Annotated in this window: 30 protein-coding genes; 8 read left to right on the forward strand and 22 right to left on the reverse strand. The window is 40.0% G+C overall.

The genetic code is table 11. From position 1 onward, the window contains the following. Positions 1–17 precede the first annotated feature (17 nt). The 6 genes from hypF to RMZ41_RS24635 form a co-directional block, all read right to left on the reverse strand. A complete protein-coding gene (gene hypF / locus RMZ41_RS24610; RefSeq protein WP_322642601.1) occupies positions 18–2,366 on the reverse strand; it encodes a carbamoyltransferase HypF in 2,349 nt (782 codons plus the stop codon). Positions 2,367–2,428: 62 nt separating this feature from the next. Next, positions 2,429–3,643 (reverse strand): hypothetical protein, encoded by a 1,215-nt coding sequence (locus RMZ41_RS24615; protein ID WP_322642600.1) that lies wholly within the window; start codon positions 3,641–3,643, stop codon positions 2,429–2,431. Between the two features lie 629 nt (positions 3,644–4,272). Then, positions 4,273–5,118, reverse strand: a complete 846-nt coding sequence (locus RMZ41_RS24620) for a NifU family protein (protein WP_322642599.1) — start codon at positions 5,116–5,118, stop codon at positions 4,273–4,275. Positions 5,119–5,174: 56 nt separating this feature from the next. Then, positions 5,175–5,399, reverse strand: coding sequence for a hypothetical protein (locus tag RMZ41_RS24625; protein ID WP_322642598.1), 225 nt, complete (start codon positions 5,397–5,399; stop codon positions 5,175–5,177). Positions 5,400–5,407: 8 nt separating this feature from the next. Beyond that, on the reverse strand, positions 5,408–5,674 hold the full coding sequence (locus RMZ41_RS24630) for a hypothetical protein (protein WP_322642597.1): 267 nt from the start codon (positions 5,672–5,674) through the stop codon (positions 5,408–5,410). Between the two features lie 103 nt (positions 5,675–5,777). Further along, positions 5,778–6,752, reverse strand: coding sequence for a hypothetical protein (locus RMZ41_RS24635; RefSeq protein ID WP_322642596.1), 975 nt, complete (start codon positions 6,750–6,752; stop codon positions 5,778–5,780). 442 nt (positions 6,753–7,194) lie between these two features. Here RMZ41_RS24635 and RMZ41_RS24640 point away from each other — a divergent pair, with 442 nt between their 5' ends. The 4 genes from RMZ41_RS24640 to RMZ41_RS24655 all read left to right on the forward strand — a co-directional run bounded on the left by RMZ41_RS24640 (position 7,195) and on the right by RMZ41_RS24655 (position 10,974). After that, positions 7,195–7,278, forward strand: a complete 84-nt coding sequence (locus RMZ41_RS24640; protein WP_409875919.1) for a DUF2887 domain-containing protein — start codon at positions 7,195–7,197, stop codon at positions 7,276–7,278. Positions 7,279–7,375: 97 nt separating this feature from the next. Continuing rightward, complete coding sequence (locus RMZ41_RS24645) at positions 7,376–7,882, forward strand: Rpn family recombination-promoting nuclease/putative transposase (protein WP_322642594.1); 507 nt, start codon at positions 7,376–7,378, stop codon at positions 7,880–7,882. A gap of 439 nt (positions 7,883–8,321) precedes the next feature. Next, on the forward strand, positions 8,322–9,284 hold the full coding sequence (locus RMZ41_RS24650; protein WP_322642593.1) for a hydrogenase small subunit: 963 nt from the start codon (positions 8,322–8,324) through the stop codon (positions 9,282–9,284). A gap of 94 nt (positions 9,285–9,378) precedes the next feature. Next, positions 9,379–10,974 (forward strand): nickel-dependent hydrogenase large subunit, encoded by a 1,596-nt coding sequence (locus RMZ41_RS24655; protein ID WP_322642592.1) that lies wholly within the window; start codon positions 9,379–9,381, stop codon positions 10,972–10,974. A 107-nt stretch (positions 10,975–11,081) separates the two neighbouring features. Here RMZ41_RS24655 and RMZ41_RS24660 read toward each other — a convergent pair whose 3' ends face one another. Together RMZ41_RS24660 and RMZ41_RS24665 are read right to left on the reverse strand one after the other, a co-directional pair. Further along, complete coding sequence (locus tag RMZ41_RS24660) at positions 11,082–11,624, reverse strand: hypothetical protein (RefSeq protein ID WP_322642591.1); 543 nt, start codon at positions 11,622–11,624, stop codon at positions 11,082–11,084. Between the two features lie 3 nt (positions 11,625–11,627). Continuing rightward, complete coding sequence (locus RMZ41_RS24665; RefSeq protein ID WP_322642590.1) at positions 11,628–11,837, reverse strand: type II toxin-antitoxin system HicB family antitoxin; 210 nt, start codon at positions 11,835–11,837, stop codon at positions 11,628–11,630. A gap of 232 nt (positions 11,838–12,069) precedes the next feature. On the opposite strand from RMZ41_RS24665, the gene RMZ41_RS24670 reads away from it, so the two are divergent. From RMZ41_RS24670 to RMZ41_RS24680, 3 genes are all read left to right on the forward strand, one after another. Then, positions 12,070–12,492: a hypothetical protein gene (locus RMZ41_RS24670; protein ID WP_322642589.1), complete on the forward strand. Its 423-nt coding sequence runs from the start codon at positions 12,070–12,072 to the stop codon at positions 12,490–12,492. A 480-nt stretch (positions 12,493–12,972) separates the two neighbouring features. After that, a complete protein-coding gene (locus RMZ41_RS24675; protein WP_322642588.1) occupies positions 12,973–13,512 on the forward strand; it encodes a hypothetical protein in 540 nt (179 codons plus the stop codon). A 196-nt stretch (positions 13,513–13,708) separates the two neighbouring features. Further along, a complete protein-coding gene (locus tag RMZ41_RS24680) occupies positions 13,709–14,179 on the forward strand; it encodes a hydrogenase maturation protease (RefSeq protein WP_322642587.1) in 471 nt (156 codons plus the stop codon). 12 nt (positions 14,180–14,191) lie between these two features. Here the strand turns inward: RMZ41_RS24680 and RMZ41_RS24685 are convergent, their stop codons facing one another. The 3 genes from RMZ41_RS24685 to RMZ41_RS24695 are packed head-to-tail and all read right to left on the reverse strand — an operon-like array spanning position 14,192 to position 16,322. Then, positions 14,192–14,566 (reverse strand): hypothetical protein, encoded by a 375-nt coding sequence (locus RMZ41_RS24685; protein WP_322642586.1) that lies wholly within the window; start codon positions 14,564–14,566, stop codon positions 14,192–14,194. Positions 14,567–14,584: 18 nt separating this feature from the next. Next, complete coding sequence (locus tag RMZ41_RS24690; protein WP_322642585.1) at positions 14,585–15,871, reverse strand: nitroreductase family protein; 1,287 nt, start codon at positions 15,869–15,871, stop codon at positions 14,585–14,587. Further along, complete coding sequence (locus RMZ41_RS24695; RefSeq protein ID WP_322642584.1) at positions 15,834–16,322, reverse strand: ankyrin repeat domain-containing protein; 489 nt, start codon at positions 16,320–16,322, stop codon at positions 15,834–15,836. Before RMZ41_RS24695 ends, RMZ41_RS24690 begins: the two co-directional genes overlap by 38 nt. 666 nt (positions 16,323–16,988) lie before the next feature. Here RMZ41_RS24695 and RMZ41_RS24700 point away from each other — a divergent pair. Beyond that, positions 16,989–17,198: a molybdopterin-binding protein gene (locus RMZ41_RS24700; protein WP_322642583.1), complete on the forward strand. Its 210-nt coding sequence runs from the start codon at positions 16,989–16,991 to the stop codon at positions 17,196–17,198. A gap of 253 nt (positions 17,199–17,451) precedes the next feature. On the opposite strand, the gene RMZ41_RS24705 is transcribed toward RMZ41_RS24700, so the two are convergent. The 11 genes from RMZ41_RS24705 to RMZ41_RS24755 form a co-directional block, all read right to left on the reverse strand. Then, positions 17,452–17,703 carry a FeoA family protein gene (locus RMZ41_RS24705; protein ID WP_322642582.1) on the reverse strand — a complete coding sequence of 84 codons (252 nt, stop codon included), beginning with the start codon at positions 17,701–17,703 and terminating at the stop codon, positions 17,452–17,454. 106 nt (positions 17,704–17,809) lie between these two features. After that, positions 17,810–18,109, reverse strand: a complete 300-nt coding sequence (locus tag RMZ41_RS24710; protein WP_322642581.1) for a 2Fe-2S iron-sulfur cluster-binding protein — start codon at positions 18,107–18,109, stop codon at positions 17,810–17,812. A gap of 264 nt (positions 18,110–18,373) precedes the next feature. Further along, entirely contained in the window at positions 18,374–18,745 is a 372-nt protein-coding gene (locus tag RMZ41_RS24715) for an iron-sulfur cluster assembly accessory protein (RefSeq protein ID WP_322642580.1), read from the reverse strand. A gap of 121 nt (positions 18,746–18,866) precedes the next feature. Beyond that, a complete protein-coding gene (locus RMZ41_RS24720; protein ID WP_322642579.1) occupies positions 18,867–19,664 on the reverse strand; it encodes a HesA/MoeB/ThiF family protein in 798 nt (265 codons plus the stop codon). Between the two features lie 10 nt (positions 19,665–19,674). Continuing rightward, positions 19,675–19,992 carry a nitrogenase-stabilizing/protective protein NifW gene (gene nifW / locus RMZ41_RS24725; RefSeq protein WP_094339965.1) on the reverse strand — a complete coding sequence of 106 codons (318 nt, stop codon included), beginning with the start codon at positions 19,990–19,992 and terminating at the stop codon, positions 19,675–19,677. Continuing rightward, entirely contained in the window at positions 19,989–20,189 is a 201-nt protein-coding gene (locus RMZ41_RS24730) for a CCE_0567 family metalloprotein (protein ID WP_322642630.1), read from the reverse strand. The genes nifW and RMZ41_RS24730 overlap by 4 nt, the downstream gene beginning before the upstream one ends. 105 nt (positions 20,190–20,294) lie before the next feature. Beyond that, entirely contained in the window at positions 20,295–20,771 is a 477-nt protein-coding gene (locus RMZ41_RS24735; RefSeq protein WP_100900532.1) for a NifX-associated nitrogen fixation protein, read from the reverse strand. After that, positions 20,768–21,181, reverse strand: coding sequence for a nitrogen fixation protein NifX (nifX, locus tag RMZ41_RS24740; protein ID WP_109012236.1), 414 nt, complete (start codon positions 21,179–21,181; stop codon positions 20,768–20,770). Before nifX ends, RMZ41_RS24735 begins: the two co-directional genes overlap by 4 nt. 210 nt (positions 21,182–21,391) lie before the next feature. Then, positions 21,392–22,729 (reverse strand): nitrogenase iron-molybdenum cofactor biosynthesis protein NifN, encoded by a 1,338-nt coding sequence (gene nifN / locus RMZ41_RS24745; RefSeq protein ID WP_322642578.1) that lies wholly within the window; start codon positions 22,727–22,729, stop codon positions 21,392–21,394. Next, positions 22,729–24,111, reverse strand: coding sequence for a nitrogenase iron-molybdenum cofactor biosynthesis protein NifE (nifE, locus tag RMZ41_RS24750; RefSeq protein WP_322642629.1), 1,383 nt, complete (start codon positions 24,109–24,111; stop codon positions 22,729–22,731). Before nifE ends, nifN begins: the two co-directional genes overlap by 1 nt. A 125-nt stretch (positions 24,112–24,236) precedes the next feature. Next, positions 24,237–24,584, reverse strand: coding sequence for a Mo-dependent nitrogenase C-terminal domain-containing protein (locus RMZ41_RS24755; protein ID WP_322642577.1), 348 nt, complete (start codon positions 24,582–24,584; stop codon positions 24,237–24,239). Between the last annotated feature and the right edge of the window lie 124 nt (positions 24,585–24,708).

Below are 24,708 nucleotides of genomic sequence, written 5' to 3' on the forward strand. Positions count from 1 at the left end.
CTGAGGTTTTTCAAATATCAATACTTGTGTATTAATTGTGCGGCTGTAATAACTGCTTGTCCTAAAGATAAGCCGCCGTCATTAGCTGGAACTAAGCTATGAGTTAGTACTTTTATCCCCAATGTTTCTAATCGGTTCCTAACTTGGTGTAACAATATACAATTTTGAAAGACTCCTCCTGTTAAAGCTACCTGATGAATCGGATTTTCTTGACGAAGGTGCTTAACCATTTCTACAATCGCATTAGCTAAACCTTTGTGAAATTTGGCAGCTATAACTGGTTGGAGAATCTGCTGTTGCAAGTCATAGAGTAAGGCTTGCCACATTGGACGTGAGTCTATACAGTAAATACTATCTGAAAAGCTAAAACTAAAAGGATATATTACCGTTTCTTTATCATTATTTAAGCTGCTAACATCTACTATAGCTTCCAGTGCGATCGCAGCTTGTCCTTCATAGCTACATTCATCTCTATAAATACCGATAGCCGCCGCCACTGCATCGAACAACCGTCCCACTGATGAAGCTGGAGGAGAATTAATTCTTTTATCCATAAGTTGATTGAGTAGTTTTAGTGGTTTTTTATTCAGAAATTTTACGATTTCTAAATCAGCATACTTTTGCTGGCAATCATCCCAAAGGTTAGCATCTATTAATTGGGCGTAGGTATTACGCCAAGGTTGATAAATTGCTTGTTCACCACCAATCATTGCTACCGATTTAAATGTTGCTAGTCGCTGAAATTTTCGATAATCTGCTAAAAGAAATTCTCCGCCCCAGAGTGTACCATCATCACCGTAACCTAAACCATCTAAAGCTATACCTAATACTGGAGGTGAATCTAAAGGAATTCCATTTTCTGCCATACAAGCAACAATATGGGCATGGTGATGTTGGATTTGATGAATTGGAATTTGATTTTTATTCGCTAGTTCGTTACCAAGTTTGCTGGAGAGATATTCAGGATGTTTATCAATGGTGATTATCTCTGGTTTATGTTCAAATAAATTTAAGTATAAGTTTAAAGTCTCTTGATACCCATCAAAAGCCGCAGCATTTTCTAAATCTCCCAGATGTTGAGAAAGAATTGCTTCTCCTTCACGCAATAAGCAAAAGGTATTTTTTAACTCACTACCCATTGCTAAAATTTGCGGTACATTGTGAAATCCTGGTGGTAAGCTAATTGCTGCTGGTGCATATCCTCTAGCACGGCGAATTGTTTGGACTTTATCGCCGATAACACGCACAACAGAATCGTCTACCCGATTAATAATTTCTCGATTGTGAAAGAGAAAATAATCAGCGATTGTTCCTAATTTTACTTTTGCTTCATCATTATCAATACATTGTGGTTCATCGGCAAGATTGCCACTTGTTAAAACAATTGGGCGATTCATCCGCCGCAAAATTAAATGATGTAAGGGTGTATAAGGTAGCATGAAACCAAGAGTATTTTGCCCCGATGCTATCGATGGTGCTACTACTTTTTTATCTGTCGTTTGTAATAAAACAATTGGTGCAGCAGAACTTGTCAACAATTCTTTTTCTTTGGCGTTGACAGTACAATATTGTTCAATTATTTCAACATCTCGCGCCATTAAAGCAAATGGTTTGTGATAGCGCTTTTTACGCTGACGCAGTTTTTGTACAACCGTTTCCTGAGTTGCATCGCAAGCGAGATGAATACCACTTAAGCCTTTAATTGCGACAATCTCACCCTTTTGCAACAAGGTACAAACAGCATCCACATCATCTAGCATGGAAAACATGGAAGCAGTAACCGATTTACCATCAGCACGTTCTAACCAAGCTGAAGGGCCGCAAGCATGACAAGCTACAGGTTGGGCGTGAAAACGGCGATTTTCAACATCGTGGTATTCCTTTGCACATTCGGAACATATAGCAAACGCAGACATACTGGTATTGCATCTATCGTAAGGAATGGCACGAATAATACTCAAGCGAGGGCCGCAATGAGTGCAATTAGTAAAGGGGTAGCGATAAAAGCGGCTGAAAGGGTCGAATATTTCTTTTTGACACTGGGGACAAGTGGCTGCATCAGGAGTAATTTCTGTTTTAATGGTATTACTGACACTAGTAGAAATCACAAAATTATCAAATTTAAGTTCACCTTCATAAGGAATTCTAGTTAGCTGATTAATTTTTGCTAGTGGCGGACATTCTGTTTGCAATCTGGCAACAAATTCTGTTATTGCTTCCTCACTACCAGATACCCGAATTAATACACCTTCACCATCATTACAAACATCTCCACGCAAACCGCAGGCTTTAGCAAGACGATATACAGTAGGACGAAAGCCTACTCCCTGAACAGTACCGCGAACTCTAATTTCTTCAGTCGCCATATAAATCTGACTTTCCAAAATTACGAATTACGTTAGCGAAGCGGGGCGTAGCCCATTACGAATTACGAATTATTAAACTGCCACAGCAAAATTCGGTTATTTCCAGAATCAGCTATTACCAACCTATTACCACAAATTTTTATCCCATAGCACCAATTTAAACTATCTCGTTTAGGCAGTCCGAAATTACGATTTTCACCTTTACTTTGAAAATTTATTTGTCCTGCCAAACCATCTGCCATTACACCTTGCAGTGATAAAATTGATTCTGGCTTTCTCCATCCTAACAAACGAGAATTAGCAGTATCTGCAACTACTAACCAATCACCAGCCACCGCCACACCATAAGGCATACTTAAACTACTAGCGCTAGGCAAATAAACCCCTTGATTCATTTCCACAAAATCAAAGCTTTTTTGTCCTAAAACTACTGCACAAGGAGTATTATTTTCTGTGGGCATTCCCTGCCAAATCATTACTCGGTGATTACCTGCATCGCTGACAACCAAATTCTCTCCCCAAAAAGCGATGTCATGACACCAACGCATACTCGCTGCGGTTGGAGAATCACCGCCGTTTTCATTGCGAGATATCATATCCGGTTGTCCCAAAACTAAATCGGCAGGTTGACCATTTTCTGTTGGTAATTGATGCCAAATTAATAGTCTTCGATTACCAGTGTCAGCAATAAATAGCCGTCCTTGATGATAGTAAACACCATAAGGCCAGTGCATTGTATTAGCAGATGCTTGCTGATTTCCTCGATTTGGTTCATTATCGGTAAAATTAACTTGCCCTAATACCAAATCTGCTGGAACATTGTTATCTTCTGGTAAGTTTTTCCAAATCAAAACCCGATGATTCCAAGCATCGGCTACAGCTAACCCTTCGCCGCAAGCACAAATCCCTGTTGGTACACTTAAGGTTGTTCTTCCTGGTGTATTTTTAGCATTTTGTCCTTCATGATAAAAATCTGGTTGTCCAATTACCCAATCAGCCGGTTGACTATCTCTTGTGGGTAAATTCTGCCATCCTAATAATCGATGATGTCCTGTATCTGATACCCATAATGGGCCAGTTTTTGATAACAAACAAGCACCACGAGGCCCAAACAGATTTGTAGCATTGGGCGCTACTGGTATGACTAATTGTTCTGGTTCAATAATGTTGCCTAAAATTACCTCTGCACCTTGAGGTGATAGAGGCAAATATTGAGAAATTTCTCTTGCTTCTAGCGGTAATTGTGATATGGAATTATTTATAATTGGGATATCCATGAACCGCAGATAGACACTGATATTTATTTAAAAACATTAATGTTAATTAGCGTGTAACAACAGTAACGGTTTTGCATTATACTTTTTTAAATTTAGTTAAAACTTTTAATCAACTTCAATATTAATCAAGCTTAAAAAAATTTAGCTAACCTCTAGTATTTTTTACTATATAGCGAATCTTCGGCATGAGTGCGCGATTTACTGAAATGAGAAAGCAAACTGGGGTTTGAGAAAGTAAAAGCTTCTTTTGCTTGCGGAAAACACTAAAATGAGTAAGTCAAATGACCTTTTGCTTGCGGAAAACACCAAAATGAGTAAGCAAACTGGAGTTTGAATAAGTAAAACCTACTTTTGCTTGCGGAAAACACCAAAATGAGTAAGCAAACTGGGGTTTGAATAAGTAAAATGACCTTTTGAGAAAGTAATATACCTTTTTACTTTCTCAAAACACTAAAATCATTACCTAAATTGCACAAATGAGAATGAATTTAGGGATATTTAGAAAGCATTCAGGCATTTTGCTTGCACAAAATACTAAAATGAATGCGCGAACTACTGAAATGAAAAAGCAAAGTAGCTGTGATTGACTAATCGCCAAGTATATTTGCTAAAGTGTTACCTTTGCATTATCATTTTTGCAGTTTCACAAAAACCTTATCGCCTTTTATCTTGACTGGATACGATTGAAGCGAAATATCAGGCGCAGTTAAGCATTCACCTGTTTCTAATTTATACTGGAATCCGTGGGAAGGACAGGTAATAATACCATTTTCAATTTTACCCTTTTCTAAGGGAGATCCTAGATGACTGCAAGCATTCCGGTAACATTTTACTGTAACGCCTTGACGATGTAAAATTAGTGAAGTACCAGCAAGTTGTACTACCACTACACTAAATTCAGGAACTTCATCAAGGGTCGCTACTTTCATCCAAGTACAAGTTATTTTTGCAGAGAATGGACTGACTAAACTAGAATTAGCGTTGTTAACAGTAGAACTTTTATTAACTGCAACTACTTTGGTAATTTCGGGACAATGGTTTTTTATTGCTTGTTCTACTCCCTGAGATAAAGTTAAAGTAGAAGTCGGACAACTGCTACAAGTTCCGATTAATTTTACTTCTACTGTATCTGGTGGCTTAATTGCCACTAATTCTATATCACCGTTATGGCTTTTTAAACCTGGGCGAACTTCTTCAAGTGCTGTCTGAATGCGCTGTGAAAGGGGAGGTTTTGGTGGTTTAACGAGTTCGTGATACAGTAGCACTGCATAGACTATTTCATCTGCAACTGCATGGCGCAAAGCTGGCATTGATTCTTCTTTCAAGCTTTTAATCAAGCTAGTTAATGCAGCTTTATGCAAAGCTTCAATTGCTCTTTTTAAACCCACCGCTACACACCGTTGGCTTTCATCCCACTCGGATATAATTGCCTCAAAACGATTAATTTCCTGAACTAGTTCTTCAAGATTTGTCATTGGTCATTTGTCATTGGTCATTTGTCATTGGTCATTGGTTATTTATCAATGACAAATTACTTCATTTTGAAATCTTTGAGGAGAAATGGCATAATTATGCCCGTCACTAAGCTAGATAATATTATTGGCAGGTAGAAGGGAACTGGGGCTTGTGCGAGTAATACTAACAGTAAGAAACCTACAGCAATACCAATAGTAGTTTGCTTGACAAAATACACTGGGTCGCGTAGTAACTTTCCTTTGAAAAATAACTTAGCAGAAAACCAACCTATCTCTAACATCTTTTCTCCTAGTAATTTGTCAAGAAATTTAAAGCAGCAAGCCCTAAGAGGATGGCGGGAATTACACCCGCAGGAGCAAATAATGCACCAAGCATTGCTGAAAACTGATAGCCTATATCTTTACCAGCTAATAGCATTCCACCAATTGCACCGCCGACCATAGACAAGGCGGCTGCTATAATTAACCATACGAGTTCTGTTGCTATGTTCAGATCGCCATCTGCTAAACTTGTGAGAAAATTGATCGCATTTGGGTAAATAAAAATATCTCTCATGCTGTTTTTTTCCTGATAATTGGGTAAATGGGGGATAAAAGAGATGAGGAGGATGAAAGAGACAAGGAGAATAGCCAATTCCCAATTCCCAATTCCCAATGCCCTATTCCCTATTCCCTATTTCTGCTTCTACATCTTGTAGTGCTTGGACTACTACTTCTGCTTGTGCAATTTGTTGGTGTTCCCTAAATATTTTTAAAGCGTCTTGATAGTAAACACGCGCTTGCAAAAGATTTTGAGGATTACCAGCTTCTGGTTTTTCGGGGTCGTCTGGTAAGTTGAATAGGGCGTTGGCTTTGTTTGAAATTGTGTTAGCGTACTCTAGGGGTGTATCTTTGGCGTTACGCACTTTTAACGCTTCGTCATAAGCTGCGATCGCTCTTAAGTTATTCTCGACAGGATGGGAACTGACTAAATATTGCAAAGCGTTACCTAAGTTGTTTTGCAACATCGCGTATTCTCTAGGATGGTCAATCAAATTAATGTGCTTTAGCGCCACCTCAAATGATTGCACAGCTAACCCTTGACGCAAGTATTCCCGTTCCGATGCTAAAGGCATAGAAAGGTAAGCGATCGCAATATTGTTATACAAAATCGCGTATTCTTGGGGGTAATCTTCCCAAGTAAACACCCGCAAAGCCTCATGATAAGCTTGGATGCTGTCAGTTATCCGTGCCAAATTAAATGGCACTAGCGACTGCAACACCAGCCCAAAATTCATCTGTGTCTCTGCCACTTCTTCTGGCGAAGCTAATTGTTGTAAAATCGGTAATGCTTCTTCATAACCGACTTTCGCTTGCATCAACAGTTGGTAATCAGCATCCGGTATTGCCTGTAACGTCCCCGCCATACCTACTTTGGCCCTGGCTTTTAATAAGGGATACTCCTCACCACACATTTCATAGGCCCGGTAATACAACCCAACTGCATTTCGCAAGTCTTGGGCAGCTTTGGGCTTTTTTTGAAAACCCTGTGCTATCTCAATCAGCATCTGGATTTTTTCTTCTGCTGAAGCTGACTCTGAAGCAACAGCTGCTACCGCAGCCTTCACTGCTGAATCTGTAATGCTGGGGGTCATAACTCTGCCGTACTCTAGCCAATTGGGAATTGAATCTGTCAACGCCCACGAATGATTGAGATACGTAAAAGCATCTAATCACGGGCCATACTGATTTACGCAGGCTTCGAGTCCTTTAGGCGGAATTCCCCTTTTTTATTTGAGCTAACATTAAAGACTAGAAACTAGGGAAAAAACTTAATCCCCTATAGCCAATGTCTTATGCCATGCTCAATACAATACTATAAAACACCCTATTTCTAAAATTCTAGGGGGAAATTGCTAATATTAATGTCAGTTTTAAACACCTAATATTTTTTAAATACTTTTTGTATCATCGTCTTATACAATTTCAATATTTTTTATTGAATTGTTGACATACATAATACTTATTGTAATCAAAATAGTCACCACGCGATCGTCGTTGTGTAAAATATATTCATCAACTGTAAAACAAGCTCCTTTGAAAACCGACAGTATTTTTTATCAAATCTTTCAGAGTATCCCCAGTACTTTTTTTGAACTGATTAACCAACCACCACAGTAATTCGTAATTGATAATTCGTAATTCGTAGTTGCAATCAGTGCTTGCTCTGTACCCTCTTAATTAAATTACGAATTACGAATTACGAATTAGTAATTATTTGGTCATCTTCCCCAACCACAGCGTTGATACTGGAGATACCGAAAGATATACAGAATTACTCAACTCCCAACGAGTAACTCGCGTCTATCTCGACGAATTAAGCTCAATTGAGGCATCATCAATTGGTATAGAGACAGTTAAACTCATCATCGAACCCGAATCAACTGCGACAATAAAAGCTGTAGAGATAGTAAACATTGCCAGACAGCAAATTCCAGATGTCACTACTATTAGGGAAATTATACAATTGATAGAGACGATATTAATCTACAAGTTACCGCGATTGAGCCAGGAGGAGATAGGAAAAATGTTTGGATTAAATGAATTAAAGCAGACTAGATTTTACCAAGATGTTTTTGCAGAAGGTAAGCAAGAAGGTAGACAAGAAGGTAAGTTAGAAACTATACCTCGGTTATTAGGGTTGGGTTTAAGTATTGAGCAGATAGCTCAAGTATTAGGTTTGGACGAACAAGCTGTTAGGCAAGCTATACAGCCAAAATCCTAAAACAACTGATATATAGTTGACGGGGCACGAAACTTTGCGCCCCTATTTTTGGTTGATTTATTATATAAAAATCTGAGGATTGAAAATACTCATCACCTTACGCAGATTACAATTGACAGTAATTATTAATATTTCCAGGGTTTTGACAACGATAAATTAAGCATATTGAGTTTGTTGAACATCAAGGCTTAAAAACAAGATGCAGTGTTTATTTTTACTATTTTGCATTTGCAAAATGTGTTATATATAACAGATAGAAATATTGAAAATAATCTTGAGGGTATTTAATATATTGTTAATGATTAATTCTTTTTTAATGAAAGTAAATTAGTTAAAAAAATATCTTACTATTGAAAAACAAATATTGATAAACAGGTGAAACTTTACAAGCATTATCACCTACATCATGCATGGGAAACAATACAAAAACACCTAGCCGATGACTAACGTACTATGGCTACAAGGTGGTGCTTGTTCAGGCAACACCATGTCATTTCTGAATGCTGAAGAACCGACAGTCTGCGATTTAATTGCCGACTTTGGTATCAAGGTACTTTGGCATCCCTCCTTGGGATTAGAACTAGGCAACGACTTACAAACACTGCTGCGGGATTGCATTTCTGGCAAAATTTCCTTAGATATCTTGGTATTTGAAGGCAGTGTTGTTAACGCCCCTAACGGTACTGGCGAATGGAATCGGTTTGCCGATCGCGCCATGAAAGATTGGTTATTAGACCTTGCCAAAGTTGCTCAATTTATCGTCGCTGTGGGAGACTGTGCAACTTGGGGAGGAATTCCTGCTATGTCACCCAACCCCAGCGAATCAGAAGGTTTGCAATTTCTCAAGCGTCAAGAAGGCGGCTTTTTAGGTAAAGACTTTGTATCACAAGCCGGATTACCTGTAATTAATATACCTGGATGTCCCGCCCATCCCGACTGGATTACGCAGATATTAGTTGCGATCGCTACTGGACGCATAGCAGACATTGCTTTCGATGAACTAAATCGTCCTCAAACCTTCTTCAACACCTATACCCAAACAGGTTGTACGCGCAACGTCCACTTTGCCTACAAAGCATCAACCGCCGAATTTGGTCAGCGTAAAGGCTGCTTATTTTATGACTTGGGTTGTCGCGGCCCCATGACTCATTCCTCCTGCAACCGCATCTTATGGAACCGCGTCTCCTCCAAAACTCGCGCCGGAATGCCTTGTTTAGGTTGCACAGAACCAGAATTTCCCTTCTTTGACCTTAAACCTGGAACTGTATTCAAAACCCAAACAGTAATGGGAGTTCCCAAAGAATTACCGCCAGGGGTGAACAAAAAAGACTACGCCTTACTCACAATGGTCGCCAAAGACGCAGCACCACCTTGGGCAGAAGAAGACTTTTTTACCGTTTAGTCATTAGTCATTAGTCCTTTGTCATTTGTGAAAAAGCAATGACCAATGACCAATGACCAATGACCAATGACCAATGACAAAGGACAAATAACACATGACAATTCAATCATTAGATATATCGCCCGTTGGTAGAGTTGAAGGCGATTTAGATGTCCGAGTCGATATTGAACATGGAAGAGTAGTCAACGCTTGGACACACGCTGAATTATTTCGTGGATTTGAAGTTATCCTACGCGGGAAAGATCCCCAAGCCGGATTAATTGTCACACCTCGCATTTGCGGAATTTGCGGCGGTTCTCACCTGACTTCTGCATCTTGGGCATTAGATACAGCTTGGGAAACAGAAGTTCCTCGCAATGCAATTTTAGCGAGAAATCTCGGTCAAATTGTTGAAACAATTCAAAGCATTCCCCGCTATTTTTATGGACTGTTTGCCATTGATTTAACTAATAAAAAATACCGCAATAGTCGCTTTTACGAGGAAGCTGTGAAACGCTTTGCTGCTTTCACAGGCAAATCTTACGAACTAGGCATCACAATTTCTGCTAAACCTGTAGAGATTTATGCACTATTAGGCGGACAATGGCCTCACAGCAGTTATATGGTGCCTGGTGGGGTGATGTGCGCCCCCACTCTTACAGACATTACCCGTGCTTGGGCGCTTCTCGAATACTTCCGCACCAATTGGTTAGAACCAGTGTGGTTAGGTTGTTCATTAGAACGCTACGAACAAATCCAAACTTATGATGACTTTAGAGATTGGCTGGATGAAGACCGCAATCATCGAGATTCCGACTTAGGTTTTTATTGGCGCATGGGTTTAGATATCGGTCTAGATAGATATGGCGCTGGTGTTGGTAAATATGTCACTTGGGGATATTTAGCCCATGAAGATAAATACCAAAAGCCGACTATCGAAGGACGAAATGCGGCGATGATTATGAAAAGTGGAGTGTACGATAGCTTCGCAGACACTCACGTTTTAATGGATCAGTCATTTACCCGCGAGAATACAACTCACTCTTGGTACGATGAAGGGACAGAGGATATTCACCCTAGCGATCGCACCACTAAACCCACTGCCAATAATACCAAAGACTTCGATAACGCTTACTCTTGGGCGAGTGCAGTCCTTCACAAAGACTTTGGACGTTTGGAGGCTGGCCCCTTAGCGCGGCAATTAGTAGCTGGTGGTAAGCATGGCGAATCTTGGCAACACTACGACGGCTTTATCCTTGATGTCTTCAAACGGATGGGTGGCCCTAGTATTCATGTACGTCAGTTAGCACGAGTTCACGAAATTGTCAAGTTATATCGTCAAGCCGAACACTGTTTGCGCGAATTCAAATTAAACGACCCTTGGTATATCAAACCCACAGAAAAAGATGGCAAGGGTTGGGGTGCAACGGAAGCAGCGCGGGGTTCTTTGTGTCACTGGGTAGAAGTAGAGGGCGGTAAAATTAAAAATTACCAAGTGATTGCCCCAGGTACTTGGAATATTGGCCCTCGTGACGGTGAAGGAATCCGCGGCCCTATTGAAGAAGCTTTAATTGGCACACCAATTTATGATTCTAGCGATCCGGTGGAAGTTGGTCATGTGGCGCGATCGTTTGATTCATGTTTGGTGTGTACAGTCCACGCCCATGATGCGAAAACTGGTGAAGAACTAGCACGTTTTCGGACTGCTTAAAAAGATGCTAATAGCTAATTATTATCTGGTTAGCTATTAGCTAATCGCTATTGCATCCCACACAACAGCTAGCGACTAGCAATTTAATTACATATCTTAAGTTTGTTTTAATAACGATGACGCTTTTCTTGTTTATAAAAATCAATCTTTGCTTTTATCTGGTTATCAATTTGCGACTGTTTCTCAAATTCAATGCGCTGGCGTACATCTTCATAACGACTTTTGTTACCAGCTAAGATAAAGGTATTGATATAGACAGTACTACCTTCTGTTTGAAACCTATAACCGTTTTTAGCCAATAGTTCTATGATTGTCCAAGCTTTTTTTGCTTGGCGACGCGGCGGCTGAAAATATATACCAAAATTGTATAGTTCCTCTCTGCATTCAGGACATTTACGTTTTGTTATCAAACCTTCAGCTTTAGATTTGGATGTTGAAAGACCACGAAAACTCTTTCGACAATTAAAACAAGTCCAATGGGTATACAAACTCATAAGGTATCTCTCACTCTGCTTCCAGTTATTCACTAGCGCTAAAAACATATTAACTGAGGCATTCACCTTTGATCCTTTCTGACGTACCTCCACAAACCCAAGGCTCTCCAATATTAGTACAACTTCTTGGGGTTTCAGAATAGGAATATTACTCATGGTCTACTGAACCACAATCTGTTGTATACCTACAAACTCTGTCTCGAATACCAGATCCTTATCCTCTAGAAGCATCTCAATAACTTCACGTAAATTTTCCTGCAATTCATCCAAGGTTTCGCCTTTAGAATGCGCTCCAGGAAAACCAGGGACATAGCCGACATAGAACTTAGTATCAGGATCTCTTTCAACGATCGCAGTAAAAGTTTTCATATCACAATCATGGACAACGTTCACTTACAGCTTACTGGATTAGTCATCTGTCTGAGCGATCGCCCAAAAGATAAATTTAGGAGAAATAAGGGAAAAATAACCTATGCCCAATGCCCTATTCCTAATGCCTTATATTCAAAACTCGTAGCGTACCACACTAAAACTTATAGAAACAGTGCGTTAGGCTTGCGTTAATGCATTTGCATAAAACAGCAATTTACACGGTAAGCTTGTGTCTGATTTAGCGCTACATAATTATCTTCCTCGCGTTCCCGATGCAGCATTGCAAGAATACATAGAATGGTGTGTTTTAGAGCAGGCTCAAGCCGCAGAATGTAACTTTACTCCTGATAAAAGTAAGTTAGATAATTTGCCACCAGAAGAGTACGTTCCTAAACTTGTCGATCAGTTCATGAAAGTTAAACCAGACCCAATTAAAGCTGGTTTGGTAGCTGCGATCGCTGGTAAAGAAGCTGACAAACACAATTTATCCGGTTTAGCGATCGCTGCTGATTTTGTATCTCTTTATGTCAAGTACTTAATTCCTAAAGAAGGAAGTACTAAAGAACAGGCTGAAGAGATATTAACTAAAGTGTCACAAGATCAGTATGATAAACTGACTGAAGTTGCCAAGAAACATGGTGTAGCTTTATAGTTTCCTGCTGATAAGTTACTTCTTCAGAGGCTTTGTCTATACTATTAGCCAAAGCCTTTTGTGTAACCCTGCATTTTGCAGATTATGGTAACAACTTAAAGTAATCGCAGTGTCTTGAACGAACAAGCTCAAAGTCACGACAATTTAGTGTCAAAAATTTCATAATTATGTTTGCATGAGACAAACATAATTTCTGATTTTATTGCTGTCAATCTCATCCGATGAATAATTGATTGCTGTTCTTTCAAAGCCAACTGAAAATAAATTATTTTGGATAGCGATAAATTTATCTTCATCCATACTATTATGAAGCAGCAATAAAATATATATTAAGTCAATATAAAATATTGATTAACTGTCTTAACTGTCTTAACTGTCCTTGCATCTTGAATAGCGATCGCTAGATGATACGAACACGGTCTTTAAAAAAGCCAAACTAATCAACCAAATCATTTTTAGTTTAAGATAGAGGTTAACATTATGATGCTAGGTGGACTTCTTCCGCCGATCGGTTTGCAGATCCCGATCAGTGGCTACACGGTAAATACACCGCTGAGAGTGGATGTCTTAGGGATCATTACGCTGGACTTTAAGGGAGGGCTTCTAGTGCGAGTAGAGGCCAACCTCGGAGGTGGTCTTGGTGGCGTTAAGCTAAAGGTGATCGGTCTCGAGTTCTCGGCTGATAGTCCTGTGCTCGGCAAGGTTACCATCAGTCAGGCCGATATCGACGAGACGCCGCTCAGCCTGCTCGAAGTTACCAAGAATATGCCGCCGACTTTTCGGCAGACTATGTTTCTGGATTTAAATGTGACAATCGAGAAGCCACCAGGCGGCGGTCCGCCCCTGGTGCTGTCGAACACTAAGACGGCTACACTGCTCAACGACAACCTTACGATGTTTCCGCCGCAAGGTGCCGTTTACCAATTACAGCAACCAGTAGACCTCGCGCCAGTCGGAGCGCCGAACCAGGTCGTTGCCCAGCTTCTCCAGTTCCCCGTCACGTTGTCGCACAACCCGTAACAAGCCGGACTGGGGGCTGTCATTGTAGAGTGAACTACCTACATCCACCGCGATCGCAGTGGATGTAAGGTTCTGGAATTCCTGATTAGTCATCTATCTCCAAATTTTCATTTATCTCTATTCTAGTAATACAATGCGATCGTCAAACTTAGCCCCCAGTTTGCGATCGATAGACTAAGCGAATAAAATTTATCCCATGCTCACTATTATTGGTTGCGGAAATCTCAATCGCAGTGACGACGCTGTAGGCGTAATCATTGCCCAACGCTTACAAAAATATCTAGCTGAAAACCCTCATCCTCATGTCCGAGTATATGATTGTGGCACCGCAGGGATGGAAGTAATGTTTCAAGCTAGAGGTAGTAAACAATTAGTAATTATTGATGCAAGTTCAACTGGTTCTGAACCTGGTGCTGTGTTTAAAGTTCCAGGTAAAGAACTGGAAGCAATGCCCGAACCTAGTTATAACTTACACGATTTTCGTTGGGATAATGCTTTAGCCGCCGGACGGAAAATATTTCAAAATGACTTTCCTGAAGATGTCACAGTTTATTTAATTGAAGCGGCAAATCTTGGTTTGGGACTAGAGTTAAGTCCTGTTGTCAAACATTCTGCTGATTTGGTTTTTGAAGAGGTAGCTGCACTTATCAAACAGAATATTAACTAATCCAAAATCGAATCACGCCCAATCCCGATAAACAGAAAGTTCATCTACCCTCATTTCAAAAGGTACGCCTTGACTCTCTGGCGGACAAACACGAATTTTAGCACTACTAACAATTCCATATAGTAATGTCCCCATTGGCACGATTTTTTGCAGAACACGCCAATTAGTAACTTGATCTGTACATTCAATTACCAATGTTAGAGCATTGGCATGGGTTGTAACATACCACCGACAATTAGATAGCAGATTTTGGATTGTGCGATCGCAAGCGTCATAAAAATATCTACTAATAGAATACTCTAGTTGCTGCCGCAGTATAATATCCGCAGATGTCGGTTGTATTGGATGTGAGTCATCACCATTTAAGTAATACATTTTTCTAGGCATATCTCTTTAGCTTCCTGTTTATATTCCAATCACCATTCCATAAAGTACATCTTTATTTGTTTCTAATAATTCCTGGGTTTCGTCATCATAATAAGCACCAATTCCACTACACTGAATCCCCAAATAATTACTAGTTAAATAAAGCCTCTGTCCGAGAAAACCAGCTATTTGCATAGCAGTTTGATAATTTAAATAATCTGACACAAAAAATAAAGTTACAGCGCCATCTCTAGCAATAGCTTGATTAATACATAAGTAACCTGTCTTTTCACTAAAGTTACCCGTTTTAACCAGATACGTACCTTTATATAACCCAGGTGTCATTCCTTCTACTCGATGCACCACTGAGTAAATTTCTATCTCCTCATAGTTTTCTGTCGGTATTGACTTCTGAAGTTGTTGCACTACATATAAATAATCTTCTTGAGAAATAGACTCTTTCCGGAAACGTCTAATAGAACGTCTCGCCCAAACTGTTTGATAAAATTTTTCCCTATCAAAGTCAAATTGAGGATACTCTAATTTCTGCTGGCGACTCTTTTGTAGAGTTGTTGCTTGATAGCCATCTTCAATAAATTGATTGGATTCAAAATAATCAGTACCAGAGACAAAAGGAATTTTCAGCCTTAAGCTTCTGATTTTCTTGTCTTGTATTTCTCCTGACACCGCGCAAGCAGTAATAAACTCTTTATTCTCAAATCCCAAATCTGAATTGAGAGCAAGTTTATCAAAGTTAAAAATTAGTTGTATATCTCGGTTGTGGAGAAAAGCTGAAGCTGCAACTGCACCTAAATGGTGTCCGCTATCTAAGAAGCAATATCTGATGCTTCTATTTTTATATTTCCAGCTAGACCTATAATAAACACAACTAATTAAAAAGATGAATCCGTTGATACTTTTACCCGGTATAATATAATTCTCTAACCCATCATCAATTAATTCATAAATAAGAGTTAGACAATTATTCTCAACTTCTAGATGATATGTACCATCTACTATTCCCTCAACACCACGAACTTGTACATAAACTTCCGTAGGATACAGAGCGCCTGCTGATGGATTCACCCGCAGTTTTAATGGGCCATCTTTATACACCTTTTCTAGAGTTATCGCACTGGTTAATGAGATAAAAGAATGAACCGGATTATTGAGATTTAATTTCACTCTCCGATAAAATTTTGGATAAACTTTATATGAAGATGGTTGTGTTGAAGCATCTACATAATTTGGATCGAGTTGTACCGATAAATAAGAGTGCTTGGTAGCATCATGATAAGCTTTGCCCGACATCTGATTTGATAGCATTTTTCAGTAACCTTAAAACTTCTACATTGCTGGCAAAATCGATAGCTTTATAGTCGTCTAAGTTTTTCAAATGTAAGTTAGGATAATGCTGTAAAAGTAACTCGACGACTTCTGTCTTTCCGGCTGAGGCTGCGTACATTAAAACTGTTGCACCGTTATCATTTTGGTTATCAATGTTAATGTTGGCAGCCAGTAGTAAATTAATTAAATCGTAGTGATTACCAAAGCAAGCAAACCATAAAGCATTGTTGCAATCGCTATTTCGAGCATTGATATCTACGCCTGCATCAATCAGTTCTTTAACAATTGCATAAACTCCTTCTCTTGTAGCTTTCATCAAAGCTGTATCGCCATTTTCACCTGGCTGATTTAAATCCCCAGGATTATAGCCTTTTGCTATTAGCCACTGGGTTGTCTCTTTACTCAGATGTTGTCTGTTTAACTGACTCATAATTTTTCTTAAAACGTTACACAATTAAGTATTTTCTAAACATCAAATTGCTTAGAAAACTTAATGGTGGGCATTACCCACCATTATTTTAAAATGCTATACAAGTAGCTAAAGTCTAGTAGTTTACCAAAACAAGTTTGCTAGGTATTCAAAAGTTTGGTAAAAAGAAAACATTTTTTACCCACTCCCTACTCACCACCTTCTCCCAGCAATTCAATTTTGGGTTGTTTGAGTACTAAGTTAGCTAGCAACAATTTAGCTTAGTTATATATTATCACTATGATAAGTTTGAATTATAAATCATTTATAAAGATCCCCAGATATATCTAAGAGAAATATTGAAATACAATTAAAATGCAGTCTTTCTTACAATGTTATTTCAAAATTTAGATTAATAGTAAACAGAATTTTTGCGTAAATAGTCAGTTACTAGTACACTGTTACGTGAGTTTGCCTAGTTTTAATAATTTGCTCAACCTTATAGTCTTATCTTGCTCAAATTTGATATCACATTACTATTGAATATTGCGTTTAATAAAACAGAGAGATTACGCTGAGATTTAGTTTGATACTCCTGAAAGTTATTAAGAAATCTGAAATAATTTCCTTTTTCAAGCCAAATTTGCTAGTTTATTTAGGTAGAAATAAGTAAAGCACAAACGAAACATGGAAATTAGCGCTCGTAATTCTATCAAAGGAACTGTAACAAAAGTTGTACCTGGTACAGTTAATACTGAGGTAACTTTAGAAATTGCACCAGGAGTAGAGTTAGTCTCAATAATCACAAAATCATCAGCAGAAAAGCTAGGACTTGCAGAAGGCAAGCAGGCTTATGCCGTGATTAAATCATCAGATGTGATAGTTGCTGTTGATTAAAAATAGGCAAGTTGCCTTTTATTGCAAGCGGCTCTATTTCTAATAGAAATTGCATTTATATCTCTAAATTTCATAACCTCACTCCTGGAATTAATTAGTAAAGGAGTGAGGTCAATGTAATTTTTAATTCGTAATTCGTAATTCGTAATTCGTAATTCGTAATTCGTAGTTACAATAAATGCTTGTTCTGTAAGCTCTTAATTACGAAGTTAAATTATCTTTTAGAAAATATTATTAGTATATGTTAATTAATTCAATTATAAATAATACGAAGATAAATAGCGCGGATACTTTCTATGTCTAGTACTAAAGATGTGTTTTCTATTTTAATAATAAAAGAAGGAAAATTTTGTTCTAAAGTAATAATGCTTCCTGTTGTTATTCCTATTGATATCAGTTTGTTTAAAATTATTTCATCCTGAATTTTGCAGAAAGTGACGATTCCTTGCTCTCCTATTCTTAATAATTCTAATGAACAGCCAGTCACACTGAAGCGGGTAAACATTTGAATTATAGATTGGCAATTTTGAAGGATGAAGAATGAAGTATATTTTCATCCTTCATCCTTCATAGTTTATTTGGTTACTAAAGGCAGCAACCAAAGTAATATTTTAAACGAGATACGCTTCTTGATGAGTCTTAATTGTGCAATTAGAACGAGGATAAGTTACACAAAGTAGAGCGTATCCTTTAGAAACCTGATCGTCATCTAAAAAGTTTTGATCGTCTTGATTAACTTCACCTTCAACAACCTTGCCTACACAGCTAGAGCAAGAACCTGCATGACATGAAAAGGGTAACTCAATACCATTTTCTTCTGCTGCTTCTAAGATGGTAGTGTCTTCGTCAACTTCAATTGTTGCGTCGATGTCTTCTTTTTTGTTGATTAATCTAACTTGGTAGGTAGCCATTTTCAGATTCTCCTCAAACGTTATACAGTTGGTTTAATTTCCGAAGTTTTTGAGCAACCTATCCTACTTTTGCTCCCTTTCTTTTTATGGAGATGCTAAGTTGAGTTGGCTTCTCTATAAGGGCAAGGGATGCAACGCGAACCAGAAGCTACCTCAAGGCAAGGCGATAAGCCTGCGGCATGGCTTCTCTACGAGACGCTCCGCGAACGCTTACCGTATCTACAGAAAGCCTCTACAATCAAACTTGGCGCTAACGGAATGATGTTAGCTGCAAGGTACACCAGTAGGCGTACAGTCGCCTGTTTTGAAGGACTTTCCACAACCGCAGGTATCAGTTGCATTGGGGTTGATGAATTTAAAACCGCTTTCCATCACTCCCTCAACGAAGTCAACGATAACTCCGTCTAATAGCGGCGCACTTTTGGCATCAACGTAAACTACGACTTTGCCTTGGTGACTTACCAAATCATCTGGTTGAGGTTTGCTGGTGATATCGATCGCATATTCGTAGCCACTGCAACCACCATCTTTTACAGAGATGCGGACACCTTTCGTTGCGCCATCAGCGTCGGGTGCTGAACCTTTGAGGAATGCTCGCAGATGAAATTCTGCTTTTTCTGATAAAATAACGGCCATCAGTTCTCCTGATTTGTAGCGATTAGTTGTTCTGATTGCAGGTATGGGTTGTCATTTGTTAGTTGTCCTTTGTCATTTGTCAGTTGTCCTTTGTTATTCACTAATGACCAATGACCAATGACTAATGACTATTGACTATGGGTTCCATCGAATTGGATTGCGCGTGTCTCCAAGGCGCACTATTACCGCATACTGGACAAGAGCGATCGCGGTGAGAACGGCGTTTAGCAAATTCCATTCGATTTAGGTCGATTGTCAGCAATTGCGACAATAGAGGCTGACTAAACCCGGTGATCAGCTTGATAGCTTCCAGTGCTGTTAAACAAGCTAGGGTTCCAGAAACAGCGCCTAGAACTGAAAAGCCACGCTGATCCCACTCAGGCTTTTCTGGAAACAGACAAGACAAGCAAGGAGTCACACCAGGAATAATCGTCGTTAGGTAAGCCTCCATTCCATTCATTGCGGCTTCTACCATTGGCTTACGCGATCGCACACAGGCTTCATTTAACAAATTGCGCTCTGTAAAATTGTGGGCGCAATCAAGAGCCATATCAGCAGATTGCACTAACGAATCTACATTTTCCGGGGTGATGTAATCATGAACAGCTTCCACTTGGACATCAGGATTAATCGCATCCAGAGTTTCTTTAGCTTTGAATACCCTTGGCTTACCTACCCAATCATCAGTCATAAGAACCTGACGATTCATATCATCTAGCCGCAAGTCACCACCCCGGACTAAGATTAGCCGCCCAACGCCCGCTACTGCTAAGTAAAGCGCCGCCGTACCGCCTAATCCCCCCACACCTGTAACCAAAACTGTCGCTGACTTCAGGCGCTTCTGTGCTGTTTCGCCAAAGTTCGGAAGCATCATTTGGCGACGATAGCGTTCTAATTCGGTAGGCGTTAGGTTAACCAATTTATACCTCCTAATCAGAAGTGATTTCTGTCAGTGTGACTACATTTTTCGGCTTATCGTTAAACACTTTGAACAGCTTTTGTTCGTAAGCTGTTGATTCGATAAATACCTGATAAGCTTTTTGCAAAGCCAAAGAATATTGATTTAGTTTCTCTTCTTGACTCAAGTCAGGAGAATTCTCATCAATTTCGTGCATATATTGAGAAAACTTTTTCAGAATATGTAAACGGTTTACATTTACAACTTCTAAATCGTAGGACATGTTAAAGAATTGAAAAAATTCTTCTGCATCTACAAGTTTCTTGAATTCATCAATAGTTCCAGTCATTTCGCATTCTCCAATTTTTTCAGATGTTGCTTAAGTTCATCTAACTGGCGATAGATTTCATAAGTTGCGGCGGCAACATCCATAATTTGGTTGTAATCTGTTGGCAGACCTTCAGCTAAATCATGCAGATCCATTTTCATTTGACCTGCTTTGCTGTTAAGCCGTCTGATTTGTCCTTGTAGTTCCTCAATTGTCATTTGTCCTTTGTCCTTCGTCCTTTGCCTTTTGTCTTTTGTCATTAGTCATTTGTCTTTTACCAATGACTAATGACTAATGACCAATGACCAATGACCAATGACTAATTAAATTTTGCCAACTTCAGGAAAGCGTTTCGCCAAATCAAGACCTTTTTTGACGTAGTTTTCTCCCTCTTCTGCTAATTTCTCTAGCGAGTCAAAGCCAAAACGATGAGCATCTCGCAGAGTTTTCACAGTTAACAAAAGACGACCAGAAAAAACTAGCGCCCAGCCAAATCCTTCATGACTCAAATCAACTACAACCTGGGATATCAAACCTGTTTCTTGTTCAATACCAGCCGCTACAGCCCGAAAAAATGCCATAATCCGGGCTTGAGTTACCGCATCAACTTCGCCCTCAACGGAGATTTCTCGTTTCTTTTGTTTGGTAACAATAAAGGGTTTGAGAATCAACTCATCCGACCAAGTACGATAAACTCCATAACTGTCTTGACCACGGATTTGTTTGATTAATACCTTCAGAAAAGGTGAGTTCAAGACTTCAGTTGTAGCGGTTCCGTTCACACTATTATTTGCGGTCATACTGTTGCTTCGTCTTCAATTTCATCAGCAAAGTTTGTAGTTTTTGGCTGTAAAGCTTTACGCAACCAAGGTGGAGGATTACCTTTGAGGGTTTTGACTAACTTATTTAGAACTTCACTAATTTCTTCTTCTTCCGATCGCGCCTTCACTGGGGTGACACCTTTCTTGATTAACCGAGCGGCGGCACTACCACCAATTGCTGTTACGTAAATAATCGTACAGTCGCCTATTGCCTCAAGTTTTGGGGTGATTTTATCTTCATTCCCATCTTCTTTGAGTTCGCCTTCAAAGGTGAGGGTTTCTACGAAGTGATATCCCTCATCGGTAATTTCGTAAACATCAATCATTTTTGCCCATCCGAAGTGGGCGTTAATATGAACTCGGTCACTCGTTGTGAAGGCTATTTTCATCGTAATTCTCCTCTCTAAAGTTTTGAATTTTGAAGTGGGAAGAAGGAATTCAGGAGTCAGGAGTCAGAATTCAGGAGTAAGAACTAAATCTGCATATTTAGTGGTTTTCCCTATGGAAATGCCAAATGCAAACTATCAGTGGCAGGTTTGACTCTTTCTGAAAAGCATTCTGAATTCTGAATTCTGACTCCTGAATTCTTGAAGAAGAATTCAAAACTCTGCGCTTACAGTTCCGAACTCTTGGAACTGCTTAACTCTCGCTTCTTCTGCCTCTAAAAACAGGTTGCCGATACCAAACAAAAGCTCCATCGTGCCTCGATAGCCAACTTTGGTAAATTGTCCATTACCTAAGCGGTCATAAATGGGCAATCCTAGACGATAAAGAGGAATTGAGAGCCGTTTTGCGATCGCACCCACATTCGAGTTACCAATCAGCAAATCAGAACCGCCCGCCAGACTCTCAAAGTCTTCCAAGTCGCCGATGGTAATGCTTTTAACCGGGAGTTTTTCTAAGAGAGGCGATCGCGTGGTTGTCACCACTGCATGAATTTGCGCTCCCATCGATTGCAGGAAATGCACTGTTGACCACAACAAATCAGGTTCCAGTGCTAAGGAAACTCGTTTTGCACCGAAGTAAAAGTGGGTGTCCAGCATCGCATCTTGCAACTGACGACGTTGGCGGCGGTATTTTTCGGGTACGCTGTTACCGCTTAGAATCGCCAATGCTTGGATAAACTCATCTACTGGTTCTAATCCAGTCAGTTCGCCAAATACCTCATAAGGTGTGCCAAAGCGTTCTTCTAGAATCTTTGCAGCACCCCGCATACTTTCACCTAATGCCAGGGTAAAAGCAGAACTACCTACTTCTCGTAGCTGTTTTAAGGTAGTTCCACTAACAGTAACCGCACTATAACTATCCTCTAAGTGACCATCTAGAGAAGCGCCAAGGTCAGGTACAAAGATTGGCACTAATCCAAAGGAGGTGACTATCTCTTTAATTTCCTGTACATCGCCTGGTGTGAAGGCAGAACCCGCCAAAATCGTGACTTGTTCAGTTCTGAGTCCACCTGCGCGAGGGATTTCCTTAACTATGCTTTCGACAGCAACAGCAAAGCCATCTTGCAACGCACCTTTAAAATCTGGGGTAGGTGCAAAAACGATCGCTAAATCATTCAATTCAGGATGGCGATCGCGGATTTCCTTCAGAAAACCCTCGATGTCATCGCCTCTAGTTTCTGTTAACCCAGTACTACATAAACCAATAATTTCTGGATTAGCTTTTTCCACCAGAGTCAGAATCGCTTGCTCTACATTCTCTTCGCCACCCAAGATTGTAGTGACTTCCGTCATCGCGGTGGTAGCTAAAGGAATCGCTTCCCGGAAATGCCGCACGAGGACAACTTTAGCGAAAGCAGTACAACCTTGAGAACCGTGGAATAAGGGCATTGTCCCTTTCAATCCCAAAAATGCTAAGGTTGCGCCCAAAGCTTGACTTTGCTTGAGGGGATTAACTGTCAGTGCTTTGTTAGAAGCGGTAACGATCGCCATTAAACTTCCTCCTCTTCTTCCCAAGGAGCGGGTTTGCGTATTTGTTCCCAAATTGGGCTATACAAAGCTTCGTACAATTCCCGCGCCATCTCAATCATTCCCACATAACCTGCATAAGGATGGTGGCGTTCTTGGTTGATATCAAGGAAAGGAATTCGAGCTTTCAAAGCTGTGTATTGGTTACGTCCACCAGCAATCAGCATATCTGCTTTGGTGTTTTTAACCAGTTGTAGCAATTCTTGAGCGTTGCCTTTCTCTAGCATGATGCCATCGTTGCCAATCAACTTCTTGATTTTGGCTTTATCTTCTTCAGTACTTTTCCGAGTACTGGTAGCAACAACTTCAATACCCAAGTCTCTAGCAGCCGAAATAATCGACCAACTCTTGACACCACCTGTATATAAAACAACCCGCTTACCTTTGAGTCGAGCGCGATAGGGAGCTAATGCCAAATCTAAAGCAGCCGTTTCTTCTGCAATTAGCTTTTCTGTCCGCTCCTGTAAATCAGGATCGCCTAATTTAGCAGCGATATTTCGCAGACAGCGATTCATATCATCGATGCCGTAGAAAGACTCTTCAATGTAGGGGATGTTGTAACGCTCCTCCATCTTTCTCGCCATATTGAGCAGCGCTCGTGAGCAGATCATGACGTTGAGCTTGGCGCGGTGGGCGTAGCGAATTTCATTGTAGCGAGCATCGCCCGTAATTTTAGACAGAATACGGATGCCTAATTTTTCTAACAGTGGTGTTACTCCCCACATTTCCCCGGCAATGTTATATTCACCGATTAAGTTAATATCATAGGGCGTTGTATGTTCCGGTTCTGCTGTTCCGACAACATATTCTAATAAAGCTTCACCGCCAAAACGGTTGCCGAGATTTTTACTGCCAATGAATCCTGGGGCAATGACGGGAACAACAGGAATACCAATTTTTTCAGCCGCAGCTTTGCAGACAGCATCCATATCATCGCCAATTAAGGCAGTAACGCAAGTGGCATAGACGAATACTGCTGCTGGTTGGTAGCGCTCGTGAAGTTCCAGAATCGCTTTGTAGAGTTTCTTTTCGCCACCGAAGATGACATCATTTTCACCCAAGTCAGTGGTAAAGCCCATTTTGTAGAGTTGCGGGCCAGACGACAGACTACCACGACTACCCCAGGAATTACCAGCACAGGCGATCGGCCCGTGGACTAGATGCGCTGCATCTGCGATCGGCACTAAAGCAATCATTGCACCATCAAAGGCACAGCCCCCTTGAGCCGCGCCAGGTTGTGCCTGTTGAGCGCATGATTTGTTTTTCTTTTCTGCTTGTTTGTGCTGATTATGTTCGCATCCTGTCTCAGTCAGCAGCTCGTTGATTTTGCCTTGGGTGCTTTTCATCTCTCTTCTCTTAATTGTTAATTGTCCTTTGTCATTTGTCATTTGAATTGACTCTTGTACAGACGCGATTCATCGCGTCTCTACCAATGACTAATGACCAATGCCCCATGCCCAATGCCCAATAATTAGCAAATGTATTTCGTTACATCCTCTCCACATACATCGGTGAGGTAAGATAGAGCGCGGAAACGCAATCCTACAAATTCGTCATATAAAGGATTGAGTTTACATAGTGGTGGGATATCAATACACTTTCCAAATAATTTAATTTGTCGCTCAAAGGGACAACAACAAGGAATTGTTTGGCAAATTAGATGAGCGAAGCGATTATTTTTAACCTGAATTCCATCCACTACACCACGCAACGGATTAAGAAGATTGTGGAACCACCCTCTTTTTTTCTGATTAGGTGGATGGTAATTAGGATGAGGATGAGTGTGAGTATGTTCGTGAGTGCGATTGATGGTTTCCATTTATAGATACCTTGGGTAAATGCTATCAAGAAAAAGGGGGGAATAATTCATAATTACGAATTACGAATTACGAATTACGAATTACGAATTACGAATTATTCCCCGCCCTTAATTAACACGTTGT

Source organism: Nostoc sp. DedVER02 (assembly GCF_034530675.2).
Classification (GTDB): domain Bacteria; phylum Cyanobacteriota; class Cyanobacteriia; order Cyanobacteriales; family Nostocaceae; genus Nostoc.